Origin of the sequence: Pricia antarctica (assembly GCF_900101815.1) — a bacterium.
GTDB classification, from domain to species: Bacteria; Bacteroidota; Bacteroidia; order Flavobacteriales; family Flavobacteriaceae; genus Pricia; species Pricia antarctica.
The window spans coordinates 235,872-255,919 of record NZ_FNAO01000003.1 but is presented as its reverse complement, the minus strand read 5'-3'; the positions used below and the strand labels follow the sequence as shown (position 1 = coordinate 255,919).

General features: G+C 43.4%; 29 protein-coding genes. 27 read left to right on the top strand and 2 right to left on the bottom strand.

Annotated features, from left to right (window positions below; genetic code table 11):
- Positions 1 to 112: 112 nt before the first annotated feature.
- A complete protein-coding gene (locus tag BLT07_RS06430) occupies positions 113 to 1,543 on the bottom strand; it encodes a SusD/RagB family nutrient-binding outer membrane lipoprotein (RefSeq protein WP_175455271.1) in 1,431 nt (476 codons plus the stop codon).
- A gap of 10 nt (positions 1,544 to 1,553) precedes the next feature.
- Positions 1,554 to 4,817: a SusC/RagA family TonB-linked outer membrane protein gene (locus BLT07_RS06425; protein WP_091866944.1), complete on the bottom strand. Its 3,264-nt coding sequence runs from the start codon at positions 4,815 to 4,817 to the stop codon at positions 1,554 to 1,556.
- A 575-nt stretch (positions 4,818 to 5,392) separates the two neighbouring features.
- On the opposite strand from BLT07_RS06425, the gene rpsL reads away from it, so the two are divergent.
- The 27 genes from rpsL (at position 5,393) to ykgO (ending at position 20,046) form a co-directional block, all read left to right on the top strand.
- The gene (rpsL, locus tag BLT07_RS06420; RefSeq protein WP_091866942.1) at positions 5,393 to 5,767 is read left to right on the top strand and encodes a 30S ribosomal protein S12; all 375 of its coding nucleotides are present in this window, start codon (positions 5,393 to 5,395) and stop codon (positions 5,765 to 5,767) included.
- 94 nt (positions 5,768 to 5,861) lie between these two features.
- A complete protein-coding gene (gene rpsG, locus BLT07_RS06415; RefSeq protein WP_091866940.1) occupies positions 5,862 to 6,338 on the top strand; it encodes a 30S ribosomal protein S7 in 477 nt (158 codons plus the stop codon).
- A gap of 83 nt (positions 6,339 to 6,421) precedes the next feature.
- Entirely contained in the window at positions 6,422 to 8,551 is a 2,130-nt protein-coding gene (gene fusA, locus BLT07_RS06410; RefSeq protein ID WP_091866939.1) for an elongation factor G, read from the top strand.
- 111 nt (positions 8,552 to 8,662) lie between these two features.
- The gene (gene rpsJ, locus BLT07_RS06405) at positions 8,663 to 8,968 is read left to right on the top strand and encodes a 30S ribosomal protein S10 (RefSeq protein WP_091866937.1); all 306 of its coding nucleotides are present in this window, start codon (positions 8,663 to 8,665) and stop codon (positions 8,966 to 8,968) included.
- Between the two features lie 247 nt (positions 8,969 to 9,215).
- Complete coding sequence (gene rplC / locus BLT07_RS06400; RefSeq protein ID WP_091866935.1) at positions 9,216 to 9,839, top strand: 50S ribosomal protein L3; 624 nt, start codon at positions 9,216 to 9,218, stop codon at positions 9,837 to 9,839.
- The gene (rplD, locus tag BLT07_RS06395; RefSeq protein ID WP_091866933.1) at positions 9,839 to 10,468 is read left to right on the top strand and encodes a 50S ribosomal protein L4; all 630 of its coding nucleotides are present in this window, start codon (positions 9,839 to 9,841) and stop codon (positions 10,466 to 10,468) included. The genes rplC and rplD overlap by 1 nt, the downstream gene beginning before the upstream one ends.
- 7 nt (positions 10,469 to 10,475) lie before the next feature.
- Positions 10,476 to 10,766: a 50S ribosomal protein L23 gene (gene rplW, locus BLT07_RS06390; RefSeq protein ID WP_091866931.1), complete on the top strand. Its 291-nt coding sequence runs from the start codon at positions 10,476 to 10,478 to the stop codon at positions 10,764 to 10,766.
- Between the two features lie 79 nt (positions 10,767 to 10,845).
- A complete protein-coding gene (gene rplB, locus BLT07_RS06385) occupies positions 10,846 to 11,670 on the top strand; it encodes a 50S ribosomal protein L2 (protein ID WP_091866930.1) in 825 nt (274 codons plus the stop codon).
- Between the two features lie 13 nt (positions 11,671 to 11,683).
- Positions 11,684 to 11,962: a 30S ribosomal protein S19 gene (gene rpsS, locus BLT07_RS06380; RefSeq protein WP_091866928.1), complete on the top strand. Its 279-nt coding sequence runs from the start codon at positions 11,684 to 11,686 to the stop codon at positions 11,960 to 11,962.
- Positions 11,963 to 11,965: 3 nt separating this feature from the next.
- The gene (rplV, locus tag BLT07_RS06375; protein WP_091866927.1) at positions 11,966 to 12,373 is read left to right on the top strand and encodes a 50S ribosomal protein L22; all 408 of its coding nucleotides are present in this window, start codon (positions 11,966 to 11,968) and stop codon (positions 12,371 to 12,373) included.
- Position 12,374: 1 nt separating this feature from the next.
- Complete coding sequence (gene rpsC / locus BLT07_RS06370; protein WP_091866926.1) at positions 12,375 to 13,100, top strand: 30S ribosomal protein S3; 726 nt, start codon at positions 12,375 to 12,377, stop codon at positions 13,098 to 13,100.
- A gap of 38 nt (positions 13,101 to 13,138) precedes the next feature.
- Complete coding sequence (gene rplP, locus BLT07_RS06365) at positions 13,139 to 13,567, top strand: 50S ribosomal protein L16 (protein ID WP_091866924.1); 429 nt, start codon at positions 13,139 to 13,141, stop codon at positions 13,565 to 13,567.
- 6 nt (positions 13,568 to 13,573) lie between these two features.
- Positions 13,574 to 13,765 (top strand): 50S ribosomal protein L29, encoded by a 192-nt coding sequence (gene rpmC / locus BLT07_RS06360; protein WP_091866922.1) that lies wholly within the window; start codon positions 13,574 to 13,576, stop codon positions 13,763 to 13,765.
- Between the two features lie 13 nt (positions 13,766 to 13,778).
- Positions 13,779 to 14,039: a 30S ribosomal protein S17 gene (gene rpsQ / locus BLT07_RS06355; protein WP_091866920.1), complete on the top strand. Its 261-nt coding sequence runs from the start codon at positions 13,779 to 13,781 to the stop codon at positions 14,037 to 14,039.
- Between the two features lie 2 nt (positions 14,040 to 14,041).
- A complete protein-coding gene (gene rplN, locus BLT07_RS06350) occupies positions 14,042 to 14,410 on the top strand; it encodes a 50S ribosomal protein L14 (protein WP_091866918.1) in 369 nt (122 codons plus the stop codon).
- Between the two features lie 53 nt (positions 14,411 to 14,463).
- Complete coding sequence (gene rplX / locus BLT07_RS06345; protein WP_091866916.1) at positions 14,464 to 14,775, top strand: 50S ribosomal protein L24; 312 nt, start codon at positions 14,464 to 14,466, stop codon at positions 14,773 to 14,775.
- A 2-nt stretch (positions 14,776 to 14,777) separates the two neighbouring features.
- Positions 14,778 to 15,329, top strand: a complete 552-nt coding sequence (gene rplE / locus BLT07_RS06340; RefSeq protein WP_091866915.1) for a 50S ribosomal protein L5 — start codon at positions 14,778 to 14,780, stop codon at positions 15,327 to 15,329.
- 1 nt (position 15,330) lies between these two features.
- On the top strand, positions 15,331 to 15,600 hold the full coding sequence (rpsN, locus tag BLT07_RS06335) for a 30S ribosomal protein S14 (RefSeq protein WP_091866913.1): 270 nt from the start codon (positions 15,331 to 15,333) through the stop codon (positions 15,598 to 15,600).
- A gap of 42 nt (positions 15,601 to 15,642) precedes the next feature.
- The gene (gene rpsH, locus BLT07_RS06330) at positions 15,643 to 16,041 is read left to right on the top strand and encodes a 30S ribosomal protein S8 (protein WP_091866911.1); all 399 of its coding nucleotides are present in this window, start codon (positions 15,643 to 15,645) and stop codon (positions 16,039 to 16,041) included.
- Between the two features lie 45 nt (positions 16,042 to 16,086).
- The gene (gene rplF / locus BLT07_RS06325; protein WP_091866909.1) at positions 16,087 to 16,629 is read left to right on the top strand and encodes a 50S ribosomal protein L6; all 543 of its coding nucleotides are present in this window, start codon (positions 16,087 to 16,089) and stop codon (positions 16,627 to 16,629) included.
- A 10-nt stretch (positions 16,630 to 16,639) separates the two neighbouring features.
- The gene (gene rplR, locus BLT07_RS06320; protein ID WP_091866907.1) at positions 16,640 to 16,996 is read left to right on the top strand and encodes a 50S ribosomal protein L18; all 357 of its coding nucleotides are present in this window, start codon (positions 16,640 to 16,642) and stop codon (positions 16,994 to 16,996) included.
- A gap of 8 nt (positions 16,997 to 17,004) precedes the next feature.
- Positions 17,005 to 17,532 carry a 30S ribosomal protein S5 gene (gene rpsE / locus BLT07_RS06315; RefSeq protein ID WP_091866905.1) on the top strand — a complete coding sequence of 176 codons (528 nt, stop codon included), beginning with the start codon at positions 17,005 to 17,007 and terminating at the stop codon, positions 17,530 to 17,532.
- 113 nt (positions 17,533 to 17,645) lie between these two features.
- Positions 17,646 to 17,828 (top strand): 50S ribosomal protein L30, encoded by a 183-nt coding sequence (rpmD, locus tag BLT07_RS06310; protein ID WP_091866903.1) that lies wholly within the window; start codon positions 17,646 to 17,648, stop codon positions 17,826 to 17,828.
- A gap of 19 nt (positions 17,829 to 17,847) precedes the next feature.
- Positions 17,848 to 18,300, top strand: a complete 453-nt coding sequence (gene rplO / locus BLT07_RS06305) for a 50S ribosomal protein L15 (RefSeq protein WP_091866901.1) — start codon at positions 17,848 to 17,850, stop codon at positions 18,298 to 18,300.
- 12 nt (positions 18,301 to 18,312) lie between these two features.
- Positions 18,313 to 19,659 carry a preprotein translocase subunit SecY gene (gene secY / locus BLT07_RS06300; RefSeq protein ID WP_091866899.1) on the top strand — a complete coding sequence of 449 codons (1,347 nt, stop codon included), beginning with the start codon at positions 18,313 to 18,315 and terminating at the stop codon, positions 19,657 to 19,659.
- A gap of 33 nt (positions 19,660 to 19,692) precedes the next feature.
- The gene (infA, locus tag BLT07_RS06295; RefSeq protein ID WP_013751343.1) at positions 19,693 to 19,908 is read left to right on the top strand and encodes a translation initiation factor IF-1; all 216 of its coding nucleotides are present in this window, start codon (positions 19,693 to 19,695) and stop codon (positions 19,906 to 19,908) included.
- 21 nt (positions 19,909 to 19,929) lie between these two features.
- Entirely contained in the window at positions 19,930 to 20,046 is a 117-nt protein-coding gene (ykgO, locus tag BLT07_RS06290; protein WP_013305171.1) for a type B 50S ribosomal protein L36, read from the top strand.
- Positions 20,047 to 20,048: the final 2 nt, after the last annotated feature.

The window sequence follows — 20,048 nt, the reverse complement described above, 5'->3', positions numbered from 1 at the left end:
AACACGTTTAAATTAAGCCAAGCTGTCCAAACAGTCATCAAGCATTTCGGGATAGTTTAAAAAAAAAGCCTACTCGTAAAAGTAGGCTTTAAAAATGAATTCAATTTAGATATCAGGGAACATCCCAAAATACCCGAGACGTTTTTTCATCACCTCCCATGGCGCTTGCACCGGCCGTATATCCGGGTCCGTTAACCGATGGTTCGTCGTTGGGGTAGGTGTATCTTCTTGGCGATTGCTCGTTAGAAAATGGAGTGGTTTTAAGATCAGGTGCTCCGTATAGCCTATATGTTGTCCAGGCCTCAAACCCTCTATTAAAAAGATGTATCCATTTTTGCACGGCTACGGTCTCTTGCCACGAACCTGAAGCGGTTGCGTAAGCCACGTTAGGTTGTGCAAGATAGGCCGCGGCACCTTCCGCACCCCAATATTCAAGGGAAGCAGTTACCGCAGCATTATAGTTCTCCTCAGGAGTACCCGCTGGATCTGCAAGGCCTAATTCTTCGGCTTCCGCTAATAAAAAGGAAACTTCTGGATAATCCATTAAAATACCTTCGGTATCAGGCTCATGGAATATATCACCCAAATTGGTGTGGGTGGCGTACGGTGCGTTTTCGCCGTAGGCACCCCCTTTATAAACTCCCTCACCTAAATTGGGTCTGAAGAAAATAGGTATTCTTGGGTCATCAAGACCGACCATAATATTAACTACAATATCGGAGGGAATAAAATCCTGTCTTCCGCTTTCGACTAAATCCGTCCAAACGGGGTTGGCGTTTGGCGAACCATCTAAATATTGGAAGTTGGCATTATCTGCATTAGATTCGAAAACTCCACTTGCAATGGCTTCACTAGCCATTGTGGCCGCAGTACCGGCGTCAACACGGGCAATACGGACCGCCATTCTTAATTTAAGTGAATTTGCGAATTTTTTAAACCCAGCCATATCCCCACCGTAAAGGTAATCGGAAGCTCCAAAAGAACCCGCGTTGACATCAATGCTATTAATAGCTTCGTTCAATTGTGTACTAATTGCGCTATAGATTGCAGCATCGTCATCGTACATTGGGTTTACGTTGTTGATGTCCAAAGCTTGCGTGAAGGGAACATCACCAAAAACATCTACCAGCACGTGATACGTAAAGACTTCCAAGATACTGATAGAGGCCAATTGGTTTTGAATGACTGCTGGGTCAATCCCTCCGTTCTCGCTTGCGTTGATCACCTTCCGCGATTCGTCTAAATCCCTAAGGATATCGCGATAGGATGTATCCCAATGATCACCGGGCTGATCACGTACCTTAAGGTCATAGTTAGGTTCATCGGTGTACGTTGTCGATGTCCAAGATTGCGCCATAAAGCGGAAAATATTAGTGTTGACACTGCTCTCGGTCATAAGGTCCACAAGATTCCTTGTGGCATTCGCGTACAGTGTTTCCGGCGGTACCGATGTCGCTGCTTTCGGGTCTTGATTTAAATCCCCAAAATCGGAACAGGAGATTGTCAATGACAATGTTAGAAATAATATTATCTGTTTTTTCATAGTTGTATGTTTAAAAGTCAAATCGTATGTTGAAACCATATTCTTTAGAAGTAGGATACGGACTGGACTGATACCCTTGAAGGTTACCGGCACTTAAACCAGCTTCCGGATCAGAATAGGGCATGTTTTTGTCGATAATCCAAAGATTTCTTCCCGTTAAAGAGAACGTCATATTGTTAATAGGAATATTTTTAAGAAGCGCTGCCGGTAATTTATAAGACAACGTCATCTCCCTTAGTTTGACATAGCTAGCATCGTAAACATGCAAGGCATTGGGTGCCGAACGATATCCTAATGCATTTTCGAAATCCACCAAACTTCGTGTGGTATTCGGCGCTCCGTCGGGATTGATACCCTCTAAAAGTATCCCGCCTCCAGTTTCGACCGGGTCACGTACGAGATTACCAAGTTCGTTATAGCCAGCAGTTACATCATAAACACCCGTTGCAAAACCATACCAAGTATCTAACGAGAACACATCGCCACCTTTTTGCACATCGATCAAAAAGCTGAACGATAAGTTCTTATAGGTAAGCGTATTGCTCACACCGCCTTTCCATTCGGGATTGATATCGCCAATGGGCTGGGGGGTTGCATCCCGGACATATTTCCCAGTTTCCGCATTAATTACCGGACTAGGGTTGGTAATGTTGCCCTCAGCATCCCTTAAATAGGTGAAATTAGATCCCCAAATGCTTCCGTAAGGTTCACCCACGGTGGCATTAACGGAGATACCGCCTTGAAATGAGCCCAATTGAACATTGTCAACACTTTCACCTGTTGTCTCATTTGTAAATAGCGAAATTACTTTACTATTGTTTTTGGCCCAGGTAGCATTGATTCTCCACTCAAAATCTTCGGTTCTCACCGGAGACACAAAGACTGCGGCTTCAATACCGTCATTTTGAACTTCCCCGGAATTGATAACTCTTGAGCTAAAACCGGTTGCTCGGCTTACTGTAACGGGAAAAATTTGATCAATCGTATTGGTCTTATAATAAGAGACATCAAAACCTGCTCGCTTATTGGCAAAGGTCATTTCCAATCCTAACTCGAACGAGTCGGATAATTCATTCACCAGATTATCGTTACTTTTTTGACTCGCAACCGAGAATAAAGGAACAGAGAAGTTAGTTGGACTAAAATAAGTATCAAATACGCGGTATGGTCTTGTACTGTTACCTACTTGCGCGTAATTAGCTCTAAATTTACCCAATGATAACCAATCTACGTTCAAGAGCTTGGAAAAGACCAAAGAGGTCGATACCGCCGGATAGAAAAATCCATTGCTATCCTCTGGTAGCGTTGATGAAATATCATAACGGCCTGAAAGATCTAGATATAGAAAACCATCATAAGCGAAAGATGCGTTGGCAAAAAAGCCATACTGCTTTAGCTTGTCTAAATCCTCTGTTGGAGGCTCCAATAGGTTAACAGAATTGCTTAGAGAGTATAATTTTGGAACGACCAAACCACCACTAGTGGACGCTCTCACCGCTTCGATGCTATTTTGACGTGCGGTAGCACCTATTACACCGTCCAGCGTAAGCTTTTCAGCTAAATCAAAATCATAGTTGAAGAGTAAATCGTAATTAAGTTCCGTGTAGGTACGGTTAACGCGTTCATATTGGGATACACCCACACTGGTAATCGCCAGTCTTTCTTCTTGAAACTCTGAATAGGTATCTAAAGAAGTTCGACCAGTGATACTTAGCCAGTCCGTAGCATCATAGTTCAGGTTGATATTACCGAATAGGCGGTTTCTAGTATCCGTCTCATAATTCTCGTATTGCGTGAAATATGGGTTATCAAAGAAAATGGCTGCCTGTCCTTCCGGGGTAAGTGGATTACCACCATAGTTCCAGCTAATATTACGTCCTGTATCGAAATAGGCTTCTTCTTGTTGTTTATAATCTACGTTAATCTGGTTCCATTGTCGAAACTGTTGCATGATGTTTTTGCCATCATAGCCAGTACCATATCGGCCTTTACCATCCGTTTTGGTGAAAGTGGCTTTTACGCCAGCAGTAAGTTTTTCGGATAATTGTTGGGAGCCATTGAAATCGATACTGTTCCTTTTAATTTTACTATTAGGTACAATACCGGTTTGGTCAAGACTGGTATAGCCCAGACGAAAGGAACCGGTTTCACTACCTGCGGATACCGAAACACTATTGCTTAAGGTAACGCCGGTATTAAAAATATATTCCGGACCGTGTTTTCGGGCCACCCAAGGGGTCGCTTGAAGATAGTTCGGGGATTCGGGATAAAAGGCATCCCATTGGTATACCAATAAATTAGGGTCAAAGGCGCCACCTTGTGAAGCGTCCTCCGTAAAAGGCGTAGTTAAATCATCAACACCGTCACCATCGACATCCAATGCGGAAAAATAATCACCTGGGCCGTTTCCGTAGAAAGGTCCGTAACCGGCACCATACTGATTTTGGTATTTAGGAAAAGTGTCCTTATCATAATTGGCCAAGGTAACACCCGAATTAATGGTAATACCAAGCCCTTTGCTTTTCGACCCCTTCTTCGTTGTAACGATAATAACGCCGTTTGCAGCTCGCGATCCGTAAAGGTTAGAGGCGGCCGCACCTTTTAGTACGTTTACCGATTCAATGTCTTCGGGGTTGATGTCCATTGCAGCATTACCATAATCGTAGCCCCCTCGACCGGTATCCTGATCTGTTGATATGGCATTATCGTTGCCGATTGGAGTGCCATCAACAACAAATAGAGGCTGGTTATTCCCCGTAAGGGAAGTATACCCGCGAAGAATAATATTGGAAGATCCACCAAGTGAGCTACTTTTCTTGATATCAAGGCCCGCAACCTTACCGGAAAGCGAGTTGATAAAGTTAGTTTCCTTAGCCGTATTTACTTCATCTCCCGTAACTTGGGTAGTAGCATAACCCAGCGCTTGTTTCTCCTTGGAAATGCCCAAGGCTGTAACCACAACTTCATCCAGCGCCTGTGCGTCTTCTACCATCTGCACATCGACGGTGTCGCTCGCGCCAATAGTTTCCGCTTTATCGGCTTGTCCGATATACGTAAATAGAAGTACGTCTCCTTCATTTGCGGAAATCGTATAATTCCCATCAAAATCAGTTTGGGTACCATTGGTAGTACCTTGAACTAAAATATTGACCCCGGGTAACGGGAGGCCATTTTGATCCGTCACCGTACCGGTCACCGATTTTTCTTGTGCAAAAGATAATTGCACGACTAACGCCAGTAAAAGCGTCAGCAATCCTTTGTGTCTTGCTCTCATTTTATGTTTATTTGAATTAGCTTAACGCAAAAGTGCTAGATCTAAGTTAATTATCCAAGTATTTTTAACATTAAGTTATGCACGCATAGCTTTTTGATTGTTAAATTTCCATTGCCAAGGCGGTGTTGTGTGTTCTATTTGTAACAATTTTGCATATTACATAATATCAAATCGACTATTATTGAGCGAAGTTGTTAACCAATTACGAATTATGCAAATATTTGATTTTGGGATGCCGTTCGTAATAAATGTGATAGAGTAGTTATTTATTTTGGTTTTGAGAGAAGGTTTTGGGGTTTTGAATGAGATAGGCGACCCTTATATGGGTTTGGTGGCTTTGATAGGTGTTAGGAATATTTCTTTAATTCATAAGTTTTCCTTGCTCAGGTGTATTATCCATTTTATCCGAATAAAAAAACATGTTAAGAAGATGATGTTGAGCCTGGTTGTGATGTAAAAAACAGTCTTTAAAAAAAACCTTTAAAATAATTCCCCCACGATTTGAATTTCTATGAAATAGTCTTACATTTGCCAGCCCTTAAACAAAGGGTTAATTTTTCATACATATAGTTAGTATGCCAACAATTTCACAATTAGTACGAAAAGGAAGGTCCACGATTGCCAAGAAGAGCAAATCGGCGGCTTTGGATTCGTGTCCCCAGCGCAGGGGCGTTTGTACACGTGTTTACACGACCACACCCAAGAAACCGAACTCGGCCATGAGAAAAGTGGCCCGTGTTCGATTGACGAACGGGAAGGAAGTGAACGCTTACATACCCGGCGAAGGACATAACCTCCAAGAGCACTCGATAGTATTGGTAAGGGGCGGAAGGGTAAAAGATTTGCCAGGAGTTCGATATCATATCGTTCGGGGTGCCTTAGATACCGCAGGTGTTGCGGGTAGAACCCAACGAAGATCGAAATACGGAGCAAAAAGACCCAAAAATTAAAAGAGGTACAAGGTGTAAAGGTTAGGGGTACGGAGTTAAAATGTTTTGAAACTTCAACCTGTAACTTGTAACCTTCTATCTGAAACTTGTAAGAATGAGAAAAAAACAGGCAAAAAAAAGACCCTTGTTGCCGGATCCCCGGTTCAACGATCAACTGGTGACACGTTTCGTGAACATGATGATGTGGGACGGAAAAAAATCAGTCGCTTTTAGTGTGTTCTATGATGCAATGGATATTGTAGAGGAAAAAAAGAACGATGAGGAAAAAACTTCCTTGGAACTTTGGAAGGATGCCCTTTCGAATGTTATGCCCCACGTCGAGGTGCGGAGCAGAAGGGTAGGGGGCGCAACGTTCCAGATTCCTATGCAGATCCGTCCGGATAGAAAGATTTCGACTGCTATGAAATGGTTGATCAGCTATTCGAGAAAGCGCAATGAAAAAGGAATGGCCCAAAAGTTGGCCGCCGAGGTTTTGGCCGCTTCAAAAGAAGAAGGCGCCGCGGTTAAAAAACGTGTCGATACACATAAAATGGCAGAGGCCAATAAGGCGTTCTCCCACTTTAGATTTTAAGTAATATAATATAGGTATAGTAGGCATCCCTTTTTTTGGATGGGGGCTGCTTGTAGAATAGCCAAAACACAGTAAAGTCAAAAATGGCAAGAGATTTAAAATATACACGAAATATTGGTATCGCCGCACATATCGATGCCGGAAAAACAACGACTACCGAGCGTATCCTTTTTTATACGGGGGTAAGTCATAAAATTGGCGAGGTGCATGACGGTGCCGCTACGATGGACTGGATGGAGCAGGAGCAGGAGCGCGGTATAACGATTACCTCCGCGGCCACGACCTGTTCGTGGACTTTTCCAATGGAGAATGCACAGCCTACCGAAGATGCCCATCCGTATCATTTTAATATTATCGATACTCCCGGGCACGTTGACTTTACGGTTGAAGTAAACCGTTCGCTGCGGGTGCTTGATGGTTTGGTGTTTTTGTTCAGTGCGGTCGATGGAGTTGAACCTCAGTCCGAAACCAACTGGAGACTGGCCGATAACTATAAGGTGCCAAGAATTGCCTTCGTTAATAAAATGGACCGTCAGGGTTCTGATTTTCTCGGTGTAGGTAAGCAAATTCGAGAAATGTTGAAATCCAATGCCGTGCCAATCGTATTGCCGATTGGTGACGAGGCCGATTTCAAGGGCATTGTGGATTTGGTGAAAAACCGTGCCGTTGTTTGGCACGAAGATAATTTCGGTGCGACGTTTGACGTAATCGACATACCCGAAGAAATGAAGGCCGAGGTCAAAGAACATCGTGCGGCTCTTATCGAGGCGGTTGCCGAGTATGATGAGAATTTGATGGAAAAATTCTTTGAGGATGAAGATTCTATCACCGAAGATGAAGTACATGCAGCTTTAAGGGCGGCAGTGATGGATATGAGTATCATTCCCATGATCTGTGGCTCGTCTTTTAAAAATAAAGGTGTGCAGTTTTTGTTGGATGCCGTTTGTAGATATTTGCCTTCCCCAATGGATAAGGAGGCTATTATTGGTATTAATCCCGATACCGAAAAAGAAGAAAAAAGAAGGCCTGATCTTAAGGAGCCTTTCGCAGCATTGGCCTTTAAAATTGCTACCGATCCATTCGTAGGAAGGTTGGCATTTTTTAGGGCGTACTCAGGTAAATTGGATGCCGGATCCTACGTTTTGAACAATCGTTCTGGAAACAAGGAGCGTATTTCGAGGATTTACCAAATGCATTCAAACAAACAAAATGCCGTTGATTCCATCGGCGCCGGTGATATCGGTGCAGCTGTTGGGTTTAAAGATATTAAGACCGGGGATACGCTCTCCGACGAGAAGCATCCTATCGTTTTGGAGAGTATGAACTTTCCAGATCCCGTTATCGGTATCGCGGTCGAACCTAAGACCAAGGCGGATGTCGATAAATTGGGGATGGCCCTTAGCAAATTGGCCGAAGAGGATCCCACTTTTCAGGTAAAGACCGACGAAGCTTCCGGCCAAACCATTATTTCAGGTATGGGGGAGTTGCACTTGGATATTATTGTCGATCGTTTGCGACGGGAGTTTAAAGTTGAGGTGAATCAGGGTGAACCCCAGGTAGAATATAAGGAGGCCTTGACCAGAGCTGCCGATCACAGGGAAATTTACAAAAAACAGTCCGGTGGTCGTGGTAAGTTCGCCGATATCGTCTTTACGATGGAGCCAAGCGATGATCCAGAACTGACGGGATTGGAGTTTGTCAATGTAATTAAAGGAGGTAACATCCCTCGGGAATTTATCCCATCCGTGGAAAAAGGATTCAAGCAGGCGATGCAGAACGGTCCCCTGGCCGGATTTGAAATGGATAGTATGAAGGTGACCTTGCGAGATGGTTCTTTTCACGCAGTGGATTCCGATTCGCTATCTTTCGAATTGGCGGCAAAAATGGGGTATAAAGCAGCTGCAAAAGCAGCACGTGCCGTACTTATGGAGCCGATTATGAAGATAGAAGTCTTGACCCCGGAAGAAAACATGGGTGATATCGTGGGTGATTTGAACCGAAGAAGGGGAACGATTTCCAATATGAGCGACAGGGCAGGTGCCAAGGTAATCAAAGGTGAAGTGCCGTTATCGGAAATGTTCGGTTATGTAACTTCTTTGAGGACTTTATCATCTGGTAGAGCAACCTCGACCATGGAGTTTTCGCACTATGCCGAGACCCCATCGGGTATCGCGGAGGAAGTTATCAAGGCGGCCAAAGGAATAACCGCCTAATTTTAGAAGAATATAAAATAACATAGAGAAGAGGCATGGGCGGTAAATAAAGGCGCAATGGACGGCCTTTTGACTCCATAACTCATAACTCATAACTCTGAACTTGTAAAGATGAGCCAGAAAATTAGGATTAAACTGAAATCTTACGATCACAACTTGGTGGATAAGTCCGCCGAGAAAATCGTAAAGACGGTAAAGACGACCGGAGCTGTGGTTACGGGTCCCATTCCCTTACCTACGCATAAGAAGATATTTACGGTCTTGCGTTCTCCGCACGTCAACAAAACAGCTAGGGAGCAGTTCCAGTTAAGTTCGTATAAAAGACTTTTGGATATTTATAGCTCCTCGTCAAAAACTATCGATGCCCTTATGAAGCTTGAGCTTCCTAGCGGGGTCGAGGTCGAGATCAAGGTGTGATACTTCTGAATCCTAAATTCAGGATTCAGGATTGAAGAACATGTCCCGAGCTGCGAGCAAGGGAAAAACGGAAAAAAATTATTCGGGGTCGAATCGTTTTTTGACCCCTTTTTATTTGCGATCGGATTTAAGAATTTAATGCAAAGTATCCCCGAATTTTCGGGACCAATTAAATATAAACGGATTGGCGGTTATGGTTTTCAATTCAGAAAATCAATAATCAATAATCAATAATCAATAATCAATTATGTCTGGGTTAATAGGAAAAAAAGTAGGCATGACCAGCATCTTTGACGAGAACGGAAAGAATGTTCCGTGTACCGTTATTGAAGCAGGGCCATGTGTGGTTACCCAAGTCAGAACCGAGGAAGTTGATGGCTACATTGGTCTTCAACTGGGTTTCGATGACAAGACGGAGAAACGTGCGAACAAGGCTGAAATCGGTCATTTTAAGAAAGCAGGTACTACTCCCAAGAAAAAAGTCGTCGAGTTCCAAGGTTTTCAGGGGAAGTACAAATTAGGCGATACCTTGGGTGTCGATATCTTTGTAGAAGGTGAATTTGTAGATGTCGTAGGCACCTCGAAAGGTAAAGGCTTTCAAGGTGTGGTGAAGCGACACGGTTTTAGGGGTGTGGGCCAATCGACCCACGGCCAACATAACCGATTGCGAGCTCCTGGTTCTATCGGTGCGGGATCAGATCCCTCACGAGTATTCAAGGGTATGCGAATGGCCGGCCGTATGGGTGGTGATCGAGTTACCGTACAGAACCTTCGGGTTTTGAAGGTAGTGCCCGAAAAGAATCTTCTCGTGGTAAAAGGTGCAGTTCCCGGCCACAAAAGTGGGTACGTAACTATTCAAAGGTGGATGTAATGAAGCTAGCAGTTTTAGATATCAAAGGAAAAGAAACAGGAAGAAAGGTAGACCTTTCCGATGCTGTTTTCGCCATAGAGCCTAATGAACATGCCGTGTATTTGGATGTCAAACAATATTTGGCCCATCAGAGACAAGGTACTCATAAGGCGAAGGAACGAGCAGAAATTGCGGGGAGTACGCGCAAGATCAAAAAACAAAAGGGAACCGGTACTGCCCGTGCGGGTAGTATTAAATCCCCGATTTTTAGGGGGGGTGGCCGAATTTTCGGTCCAAGACCTAAGGATTACACCCAAAAACTGAACAAAAACGTGAAGCGTTTGGCACGTAAATCCGCCCTGAGTATAAAATCAAAGGAGGAAGCGATTTTGGTCGTTGAGGACTTCAATTTCGATGCTCCAAAAACAAAGGATTTTGTGGGTGTTTTAAAGTCTTTGGGACTAGAGAATAAAAAATCTTTGTTTGTCTTGGGCGATTCAAATAATAGCGTATATTTGTCCTCACGAAATTTGAAGGGTTCCGAAGTCATAACATCCTCAGAAATAAGCACTTATAAGATATTGAACGCGAATAACATCGTGTTGCTGGAAGGTGCTTTGGAGGGATTGGAATCGAACTTAATTAAATAGGAAAACCATGAGCGTGTTGATAAGGCCGATTATAACCGAAAAGATGACTGCCGAGAGCGAGTTGTACAACCGTTACGGTTTTTTGGTCGATCCAAGAGCTAACAAGATTCAAATTAAAGATGCTGTTGAGGCAACTTACGGGGTTTCGGTCAAAAAAGTACGTACCATGAATTATGGGCCTACTCGGAAATCGCGTTATACGAAGACCGGCATCCAGCATGGAAAGACGAACGCCACCAAAAAGGCGATTGTCGATGTAGTGGAAGGCGATATGATCGATTTTTACAGTAATCTATAAAGTTAATTGGATGTCTTGCCGTTGAATTGTTGGATAGCAATCTGAAATTAGGCAATCATTCTCTAAAAAGGCACATTAAATGTCAGTTAGAAAATTAAAACCCATAACACCCGGACAGCGGTTTAGGATCGTAAACGGCTTTGATGCCATTACGACCGATAAACCCGAGAAGAGTCTTCTTGCTCCGCTAAAGAAGTCCGGTGGCAGAAACAGTCAAGGTAAGATGACCATGCGCCATAAAGGTGGTGGTCATAAAAGAAGATATCGCGTTATCGATTTCAAGAGAGACAAACAAGATGTTTCCGCAACGGTAAAATCGATTCAATACGATCCTAACCGAACTGCTTTTATTGCATTGGTAGAATATGGCGATGGTGAAAAAAGGTACATTATTGCTCAAAATGGTTTACACGTAGACCAAGTAATTTCTGCAGGAAAGGCAGTGGCCCCCGAAATTGGCAATGCGTTGCTTTTGAGTGAAATTCCGTTGGGTACTATTATCTCCTGCATAGAGCTTCGTCCCGGTCAGGGTGCCGTAATGGCAAGAAGTGCCGGAACGTTTGCCCAGTTGATTGCGCGGGACGGTAAATTCGTGACCGTTAAGATGCCCTCTGGTGAAATACGATTGATATTATCCGCGTGTATGGCTACCATAGGTGCCATATCGAATTCCGATCACCAGTTATTGGTTTCGGGTAAGGCGGGTAGAAGCCGATGGTTGGGTAGAAGGCCGAGAACAAGGCCGGTAGCGATGAACCCTGTAGATCACCCCATGGGAGGTGGCGAAGGTAGAGCTTCCGGTGGGCATCCTAGATCAAGAAACGGTATTCCTGCTAAAGGATATAGAACACGTTCCAGGACCAAGAAAACGAATAAGTACATCCTCGAACGTAGAAAGAAATAAATAAGGTAGAAAAATGGCAAGATCGTTAAAAAAGGGACCATACGTTCACTACAGTCTGGAAAAGAAAATCCAGCAAACGGCAGCTTCTGGCAAAAAAAGTGTCATCAAGACTTGGTCAAGGGCGTCAATGATTACCCCTGATTTTGTAGGGCTTACTATAGCCGTACATAACGGAAGACAATTCGTACCGGTTTTTATCACCGAAAATATGGTAGGGCACAAGTTGGGTGAATTTTCTCCCACACGATCTTTTAGAGGTCACGCAGGGGCCAGGAACAAAGGTAAAAAGTAAGCTATGGGAGTTCGAAAAAGACAGATGGCCGAAAGGTTCAAGGCAGAAAAAAAGGATATCGCCTTTGCTAAACTGAACAATTGTCCAACCTCGCCAAGAAAAATGCGTTTGGTCGCAGATTTGATTAGGGGGGTTCAAGTTGAAAAAGCATTGGCCATATTAAGGTTCAACCCGAAGGAATCTTCGCGGAAACTTGAAAAGCTATTACTTTCCGCTTTGGCCAACTGGCAAACCAAAAATGAAGAGGCCAACGTAGAGGATGCAGAGTTGTTCGTGCAGGAAATCCGCGTTGACGGAGGAACTATGTTAAAAAGATTGCGTCCCGCACCACAAGGTAGGGCACATAGGATTAGAAAGCGTTCCAACCATGTGACTTTGGTATTGGGATCTAACAACAATATTGAAGCATAATATGGGACAGAAAACCAATCCAATAGGAAACCGTTTGGGAATTATCAGAGGATGGGAATCAAACTGGTACGGCGGTAACGATTATGGCGACAAACTTGCCGAGGATAGCAAAATACGTAAGTATATCCACGCTCGTCTGTCGAAGGCAAGTGTTTCGCGGGTCATCATAGAACGCACCTTAAAGTTGATTACCATTACCGTGACCACGGCAAGACCGGGAATTATTATCGGTAAAGGTGGGCAAGAGGTCGATAAGCTCAAGGAAGAGTTGAAAAAAATCACGAACAAGGAGGTTCAGATCAATATCTACGAGATCAAAAGACCTGAATTGGATGCCAATCTTGTTGCTGCGAGTATAGCTCGACAAATCGAAAGTAGGATTTCGTTCAGAAGAGCCATCAAAATGGGAATAGCCGCTGCCATGCGAATGAATGCGGAGGGAATTAAGATACAGATTTCAGGTCGTTTGAACGGTGCTGAAATGGCGCGATCGGAATCCTATAAAGATGGGCGTATACCCCTTTCTACTTTCCGCGCCGACATCGATTATGCCTTGCATGAAGCCCAGACTACCTACGGTAAATTGGGAATCAAGGTTTGGATTATGAAAGGTGAAGTGTACGGAAAGCGCGAACTTTCTCCCTTAGTGGGAATGACTAAAGGTCAAGAAGGTAAAGGAGACAAGCGCGGTGGCGGTGGCGCTAGAAAGCAACGTCGAAGAAAGTGATTTTAAAAGATAGTAGATTTAAATAAAGTAATAAAGCCATGTTACAACCGAAAAGGACGAAGTTTCGAAAAATGCAGAAAGGCCGCATGAAAGGTAATGCGGGCAGGGGGCACCAGCTTTCCAATGGTATGTTCGGTATTAAGACTTTAGAGCAAAAGTTTATAACCTCTCGACAGATAGAGGCAGCGCGTATAGCTGCGACTCGATATATGAAGAGACAGGGTCAACTTTGGATAAAGATTTTTCCGGACAAACCGATTACCAAAAAACCACTCGAAGTACGTATGGGTAAAGGTAAGGGAGCTCCAGAATATTTCGTGGCCGTAGTGAAGCCAGGTAGGGTGATGTTCGAAATCGCCGGGGTACCGATGGATATAGCGAAAGAGGCGTTGCGTCTTGCCGCACAAAAGTTGCCGGTTCGCACGAAGTTCATGGTCGCACGTGACTACGTAGAAGAAATAATATAAGGTAGCATGAAGAATAAAGAGATAAAGGAATTATCGGTGGAGGAGCTTCAAGATAAGCTTTCCGAATACAGAAAACAGCATGCCGATTTGAAAATGGCACACGCCGTTACCCCGTTGGAAAATCCTCTTCAAATCAGAAAGGTAAGAAAAACGGTGGCACGATTGGCGACCGAAATAACTAATAGGGAAAACCAATAATTGGTTCTGCTTTATGGAAGAAAAAAGAAACTTAAGAAAAGAGAGAGTCGGGGTTGTAACCAGTAACAAAATGGAGAAATCCATTGTAGTTGCCGAGGTTAAGCGAGTGAAGCACCCTATGTACGGTAAGTTCGTCTTAAAAACGAAGAAGTATGTTGCCCACGATGAAAAGAATGACTGTAAAGAAGGCGACACCGTGAAAATCATGGAGACCCGCCCCTTAAGCAAGACCAAGTGTTGGCGGCTAGTAGAAATTTTGGAAAGAGCTAAATAATTATGTTACAGCAAGAATCAAGGTTAAAGGTAGCGGACAATACCGGTGCCAAAGAAGTGTTGACCATCCGGGTTCTCGGTGGTACCAAACGAAGATATGCTTCTATTGGTGACAAAATCGTTGTGTCCGTTAAGTTGGCCACCCCGAATGGTGGAATCAAAAAGGGTGCCGTATCGACTGCAGTAGTAGTTCGGACGAAAAAAGAGGTGAGAAGACCTGATGGTTCTTACATACGATTCGACGATAATGCCTGCGTACTTTTGAACCCAACAGGCGAAATGAGGGGAACACGTGTTTTTGGACCCGTCGCCCGTGAACTGCGTGATAAGCAGTTCATGAAAATCGTCTCGTTGGCACCGGAAGTACTTTAAACCAAAATGTCGCCCCAAGCGCAGTCGAGGGGTTGAACTTGAACTAAACAGCAATGAAACTAAAAATAAAAACAGGAGATACTGTTCGGATTATTGCCGGCGACCACAAAGGCGTCGAAGGCAAAGTGATGACTGTAGATCGTGAAAAGAATAAAGCTATTGTGGAAGGTGCCAATATGGTTTCAAAACACCAGAAACCAAGTGCACAGAGTCCTCAGGGCGGAATTATTAAGAAGGAAGCAGCTATTCATATATCCAATCTTTCGTTAATCGATTCCAAATCCGGGGAAACGACACGTGTAGGCTATGAGATGCGCGACGGTAAGAAAGTCCGATTTTCCAAGAAATCCAATGAAGTAATATAGGTATGGCTTACGTTTCAAGATTAAAGAAAGAATATAAGGAGCGCGTCGTAAAGACGTTGAAAGAGGAATTCGGTTACACCAATGTAATGGAAGTGCCCAAGCTTCAAAAGATAGTTGTCAGCAGGGGCGTCGGCGCTGCGGTAGCGGATAAGAAACTCATTGACCATGCTGTTGATGAGTTGACCAATATCACTGGGCAGCGGGCTGTGGCTACGATGTCTAAGAAAGATGTTGCGGCTTTCAAACTGCGTAAAGGTATGCCGATAGGCGCCAAAGTGACGTTGCGTGGCGAACGCATGTACGAATTCTTAGATCGTTTGGTTACTAGTGCATTGCCTCGAGTACGTGATTTTCAGGGCATCCGTGCCACAGGTTTTGATGGACGCGGGAACTATAGCCTAGGGATTACGGAACAAATTATTTTTCCTGAAATCAATATTGACAAGATCAATAGAATGGATGGAATGGATATTACTTTTGTTACCACCGCACAGACCGATAAGGAAGCAAAATCGTTGTTAACAGAATTAGGATTACCCTTTAAAAAGAAATAATATGGCTAAAGAATCAATGAAAGCCCGAGAGCGTAAGAGAGCAGCTACTGTTGCAAAATACGCTGAGAAAAGGAAGGCGCTAAAAGAGGCAGGTGATTACGAGGGGTTGCAGAAATTGCCACGTAACGCATCTCCGGTACGTATGCATAATCGGTGTAAGTTAACCGGTAGACCCAAAGGGTATATGCGAACCTTCGGAATTTCTAGGGTAATGTTCAGGGAAATGGCTAATGCAGGATTGATTCCCGGAGTAAGAAAAGCCAGTTGGTAAATAAATAATTAGCAATTACTAATTGATAAGTATTAAAAAGAAATGGTTACAGATACTATAGCAGATTATTTAACGCGGGTCAGAAATGCGAGCAGGGCAGGCCACAGGGTGGTCGAGATTCCCGCTTCCAAAGTGAAAAAAGATATTACTAAAATCTTATTTGATCAAGGGTATATCTTGAGTTATAAGTTTGAAGAAGATAAAGTTCAGGCTACGATTAAAATAGCCTTGAAATACGATAAGTTGACCAAAGAGCCTGTAATTAGAAAACTGCAGCGCGTGAGTAAGCCCGGGTTGCGCAAGTATACGGGTTCCGATAGTCTGCCCAGGGTACTTAACGGATTGGGAGTGGCGATAGTCTCGACCTCCCATGGAGTGATGACTAGCAAGCAGGCCAAGAATGAAAATGTAGGCGGCGAGGTGCTTTGCTATATTTATTAGGAAGTATTAATAATCAATACGAATCAATTGATAATTAAGTAAAAAATGTCAAGAATAGGTAACAATCCGGTAGCGATTCCTGAAGGGGTGACCGTAGATGTAAAGGATAACGAGATCGTAGTCAAGGGTAAAATGGGTGAATTGACCCAAGAATATGCTGCGGTAGAGATAAAAATAGCCGACAATCAAGTTTGGGTTACCCGGCCGTCCGACTCTAAAGAGCATAAGGCAAAACATGGACTTTACCGTTCGCTGCTTGTGAATATGATTGAGGGGGTTTCTAAAGGATGGACTAAGGAACTTGAATTGGTAGGCGTAGGATATAGGGCGAGTAACCAAGGCCAAAAATTGGAATTGGCATTGGGTTTTTCCCACAATATTGTGTTAGACCTTGCGCCGGAAGTGAAAATCGAGACCGCTTCTGAAAAAGGAAAGAATCCGGTTATAAAATTAACTTCTCACGACAAACAATTGGTAGGTCAGGTAGCCGCCAAGATACGGTCTTTCCGTAAACCGGAACCTTACAAAGGTAAAGGTGTGAAATTTGTTGGAGAACAGTTACGAAGAAAAGCAGGTAAATCAGCTTAATTAGCATATCATGGCATTATCAACTAACGAAAGAAAGAAAAGAATACGAAGAAGAATCCGAAAGGTCTCTTCGGGAACTGCCGACAGGCCTAGATTGTCCATTTTCAGAAGTAACAGCGAAATTTATGCTCAGGTTATTGATGATACCCAAGGCACCACTCTGGTAGCCGTTTCATCAAGGGACAAAGATTTGGCCAAGGAAAAAGGCACAAAGACCGAGATTTCCAAAGTGGTCGGTAAGGCTATTGCCGAAAAATGTAAAAAAGCAGGTATAGATAAAGTTGCTTTTGATCGCGGCGGTAACCTGTACCATGGAAGAGTGAAATCTTTGGCAGAAGGTGCAAGGGAAGCAGGACTTAATTTTTAAATAGCAGTATGTTCCAGAAATATAAAAATGTAGAGACGGTTAAACCCGCAGGTCTAGACCTTAAAGATAGATTGGTCGGTATACAACGCGTAACGAAGGTTACAAAAGGGGGTAGGGCTTTCGGCTTTTCCGCCATTGTAATCGTGGGCGATGAGAACGGGGTAGTCGGTAGTGGCCTTGGGAAATCCAAGGAAGTTGCTACGGCTATTGCCAAAGCTATTGAAGATGCCAAAAAGAACCTCATCCGTATTCCTTTGACCAAGGGCGGCACGTTGCCCCATGAGCAAAAAGGTAAGTTCGGTGGTGCACGGGTATATGTTCAACCGGCTTCCCATGGTACTGGTGTTATCGCTGGTGGTGCCGTACGTGCCGTTCTGGAATCTGTAGGAGTGAAGGATGTGCTGTCTAAATCACAAGGATCTTCTAACCCGCATAATGTGGTAAAGGCCACCTTTGATGCTCTTTTGCAGCTTCGGGACGCAGGCACGGTAGCAAAACAAAGAGGTGTCTCTTTGGAAAAGGTCTTTAAAGGATAATAAAAAGAGTATTGAGTATTAAGTACAAAGTATAAGCTACTTACTTGATTATCTGGTAAATTTAGCAAAAAACTAAAAGTACTAATTACTAATTACTAAGTACTATAAAACAAATGGCAAAGAAAATACAAGTCAAACAATTGAAAAGCGGTATCAAAAGACCGCAGAACCAAAAACGTACCCTTGCTGCACTGGGTTTGCGGAAAATCGGCCATGTTGTTGAGCACGATGCAACGCCGAACATTCTGGGTATGATAGATAAAGTTAAACATTTGGTTTCTACACAGGAAGCCTAAAGGAATAAGGGACAGTACTATGGATTTAAGTAATCTAAGACCAGCGAAAGGCGCGACCAACAGGCCTGGAAAAAGAGTAGGAAGAGGTCAGGGATCCGGTAAGGGCGGCACGGCTACAAGAGGCCACAAAGGTGCCCAATCCAGATCGGGATATTCCAAAAAAGTCGGTTTCGAAGGGGGTCAAATGCCTTTACAGCGACGTGTGCCCAAATTCGGTTTTACCAATATCAACCGCGTGGAATACCAAGGTATCAATTTGGACAAACTGCAACACCTCGTGGACAATAAAGTAGCCAACGACACCATTACCCTTGAGACTTTGGTGGAAAACGGAATGGCCAAAAAAAGGGATTTGGTAAAAATATTAGGAGGAGGGGAATTAAAGGCCTCTCTAAAAGTTTCCGCGCATAAATTTACGGCAAGTGCCAAGGCGGCCATTGAAGCTGCTGGTGGAGAAGCGATAAATTTATAAGCCGACCGTACTATGAAGAATTTTTTCGAGACCATATCCAACATGTGGAAGATTGAAGAGCTAAGGAATAGAATCCTTCTTACGCTCGGACTCTTATTGGTATACCGTTTTGGATGCCAAATTGTTCTTCCGGGTATCGATACTTCGCAATTGGACCAATTGACACAAGGAACCGATTCGGGTATCTTGGGACTTTTGAACGCTTTTACCGGTGGTGCGTTTGCCAAAGCTTCCATTTTTGCTCTGGGTATCATGCCCTATATATCGGCATCGATTGTGGTGCAGCTAATGAGTATCGCTATACCTTATCTGCAGAAATTGGATAAAGAGGGCGAAAGTGGTCGAAAAACAAAGAATCAGATTACCCGATGGTTGACGATTGGTATTTGCGTTGTTCAAGCACCGGCCTATCTTTACAGTCTAACTAGTGCTTTCGGAGTTCCTGAAAGTGCTTTTGTCGAAGGTAGAGGTCTCGATTTTATGATTCCTTCCGTAATTATCTTGGTTACCGGTTGCGTTTTTGCAATGTGGTTGGGCGAGAAAATTTCGGATAAAGGTATCGGTAACGGTATTTCCCTATTAATAATGATCGGAATTATTTCTAAAATGCCCCAAGCGTTTATTCAGGAGTTCGTTTCTAGAACTACGGATAATACAGGTGGTTTGATGTTCATTTTGATAGAGGTTATTCTTTGGTTCCTAGTGATTTTGGCGAGTATTCTTTTGGTGATGGCTACGAGACAGATACCGGTTCAATATGCAAGACGAACCGCTTCGGGTGGCTATGAAAAAAATATAATGGGATCACGCCAATACATTCCCCTTAAATTGAATGCATCCGGGGTAATGCCCATTATTTTTGCGCAAGCTATCATGTTCGTGCCGGGTTTGATCGGTAAATCTTTTGATAATACGGCCGTGGGACAATGGATGCAAGTGAATTTTCAGGATATTTTCGGTCTGGCCTATAATATTTTGTTTGGGGTGTTGATTATAATTTTCACTTATTTCTATACGGCAATTACCGTACCGACCAATAAAATGGCCGATGACCTGAAAAGAAGTGGTGGTTTTATTCCTGGAATACGACCTGGAAAAGAAACCGGTAATTTCTTGGATAAAATTATGTCGTTGATTACATTACCAGGATCGATATTTCTAGCTTTGTTGGCTGTTTTACCTGCAATTGTGGTCAAGTTGATGGATATCCAAACCGGATGGGCCCTGTTTTATGGTGGAACCTCACTATTGATTATGGTGGGTGTAGCCATCGATACAGTACAGCAGGTCAATGCCTACTTATTGAATAGACATTATGATGGGCTGATGAAAACGGGAAAAAATAGAAAAGTAGCGTAATTGAAATTAATACAATAATTACCAAAATTTAAAATGGCCAAACAAGCTGCAATAGAACAAGATGGAAGTATCATAGAAGCCTTATCCAATGCGATGTTTCGTGTTGAATTGGAAAATGGTCATGTGGTCACCGCCCACATTTCGGGCAAAATGCGCATGCACTATATCAAATTGCTTCCCGGTGATAAGGTAAAGTTGGAGATGAGTCCCTATGACCTTTCCAAAGCTAGAATTACATATAGATATTAAGTTAGATAGAAAGATAGAACGATGAAAGTAAGAGCATCCGTAAAGAAAAGAAGTGCCGACTGCAAGATTGTACGCAGAAAAGGCAGGTTGTACGTAATCAACAAAAAGAATCCTAGATTTAAACAAAGACAAGGATAGTT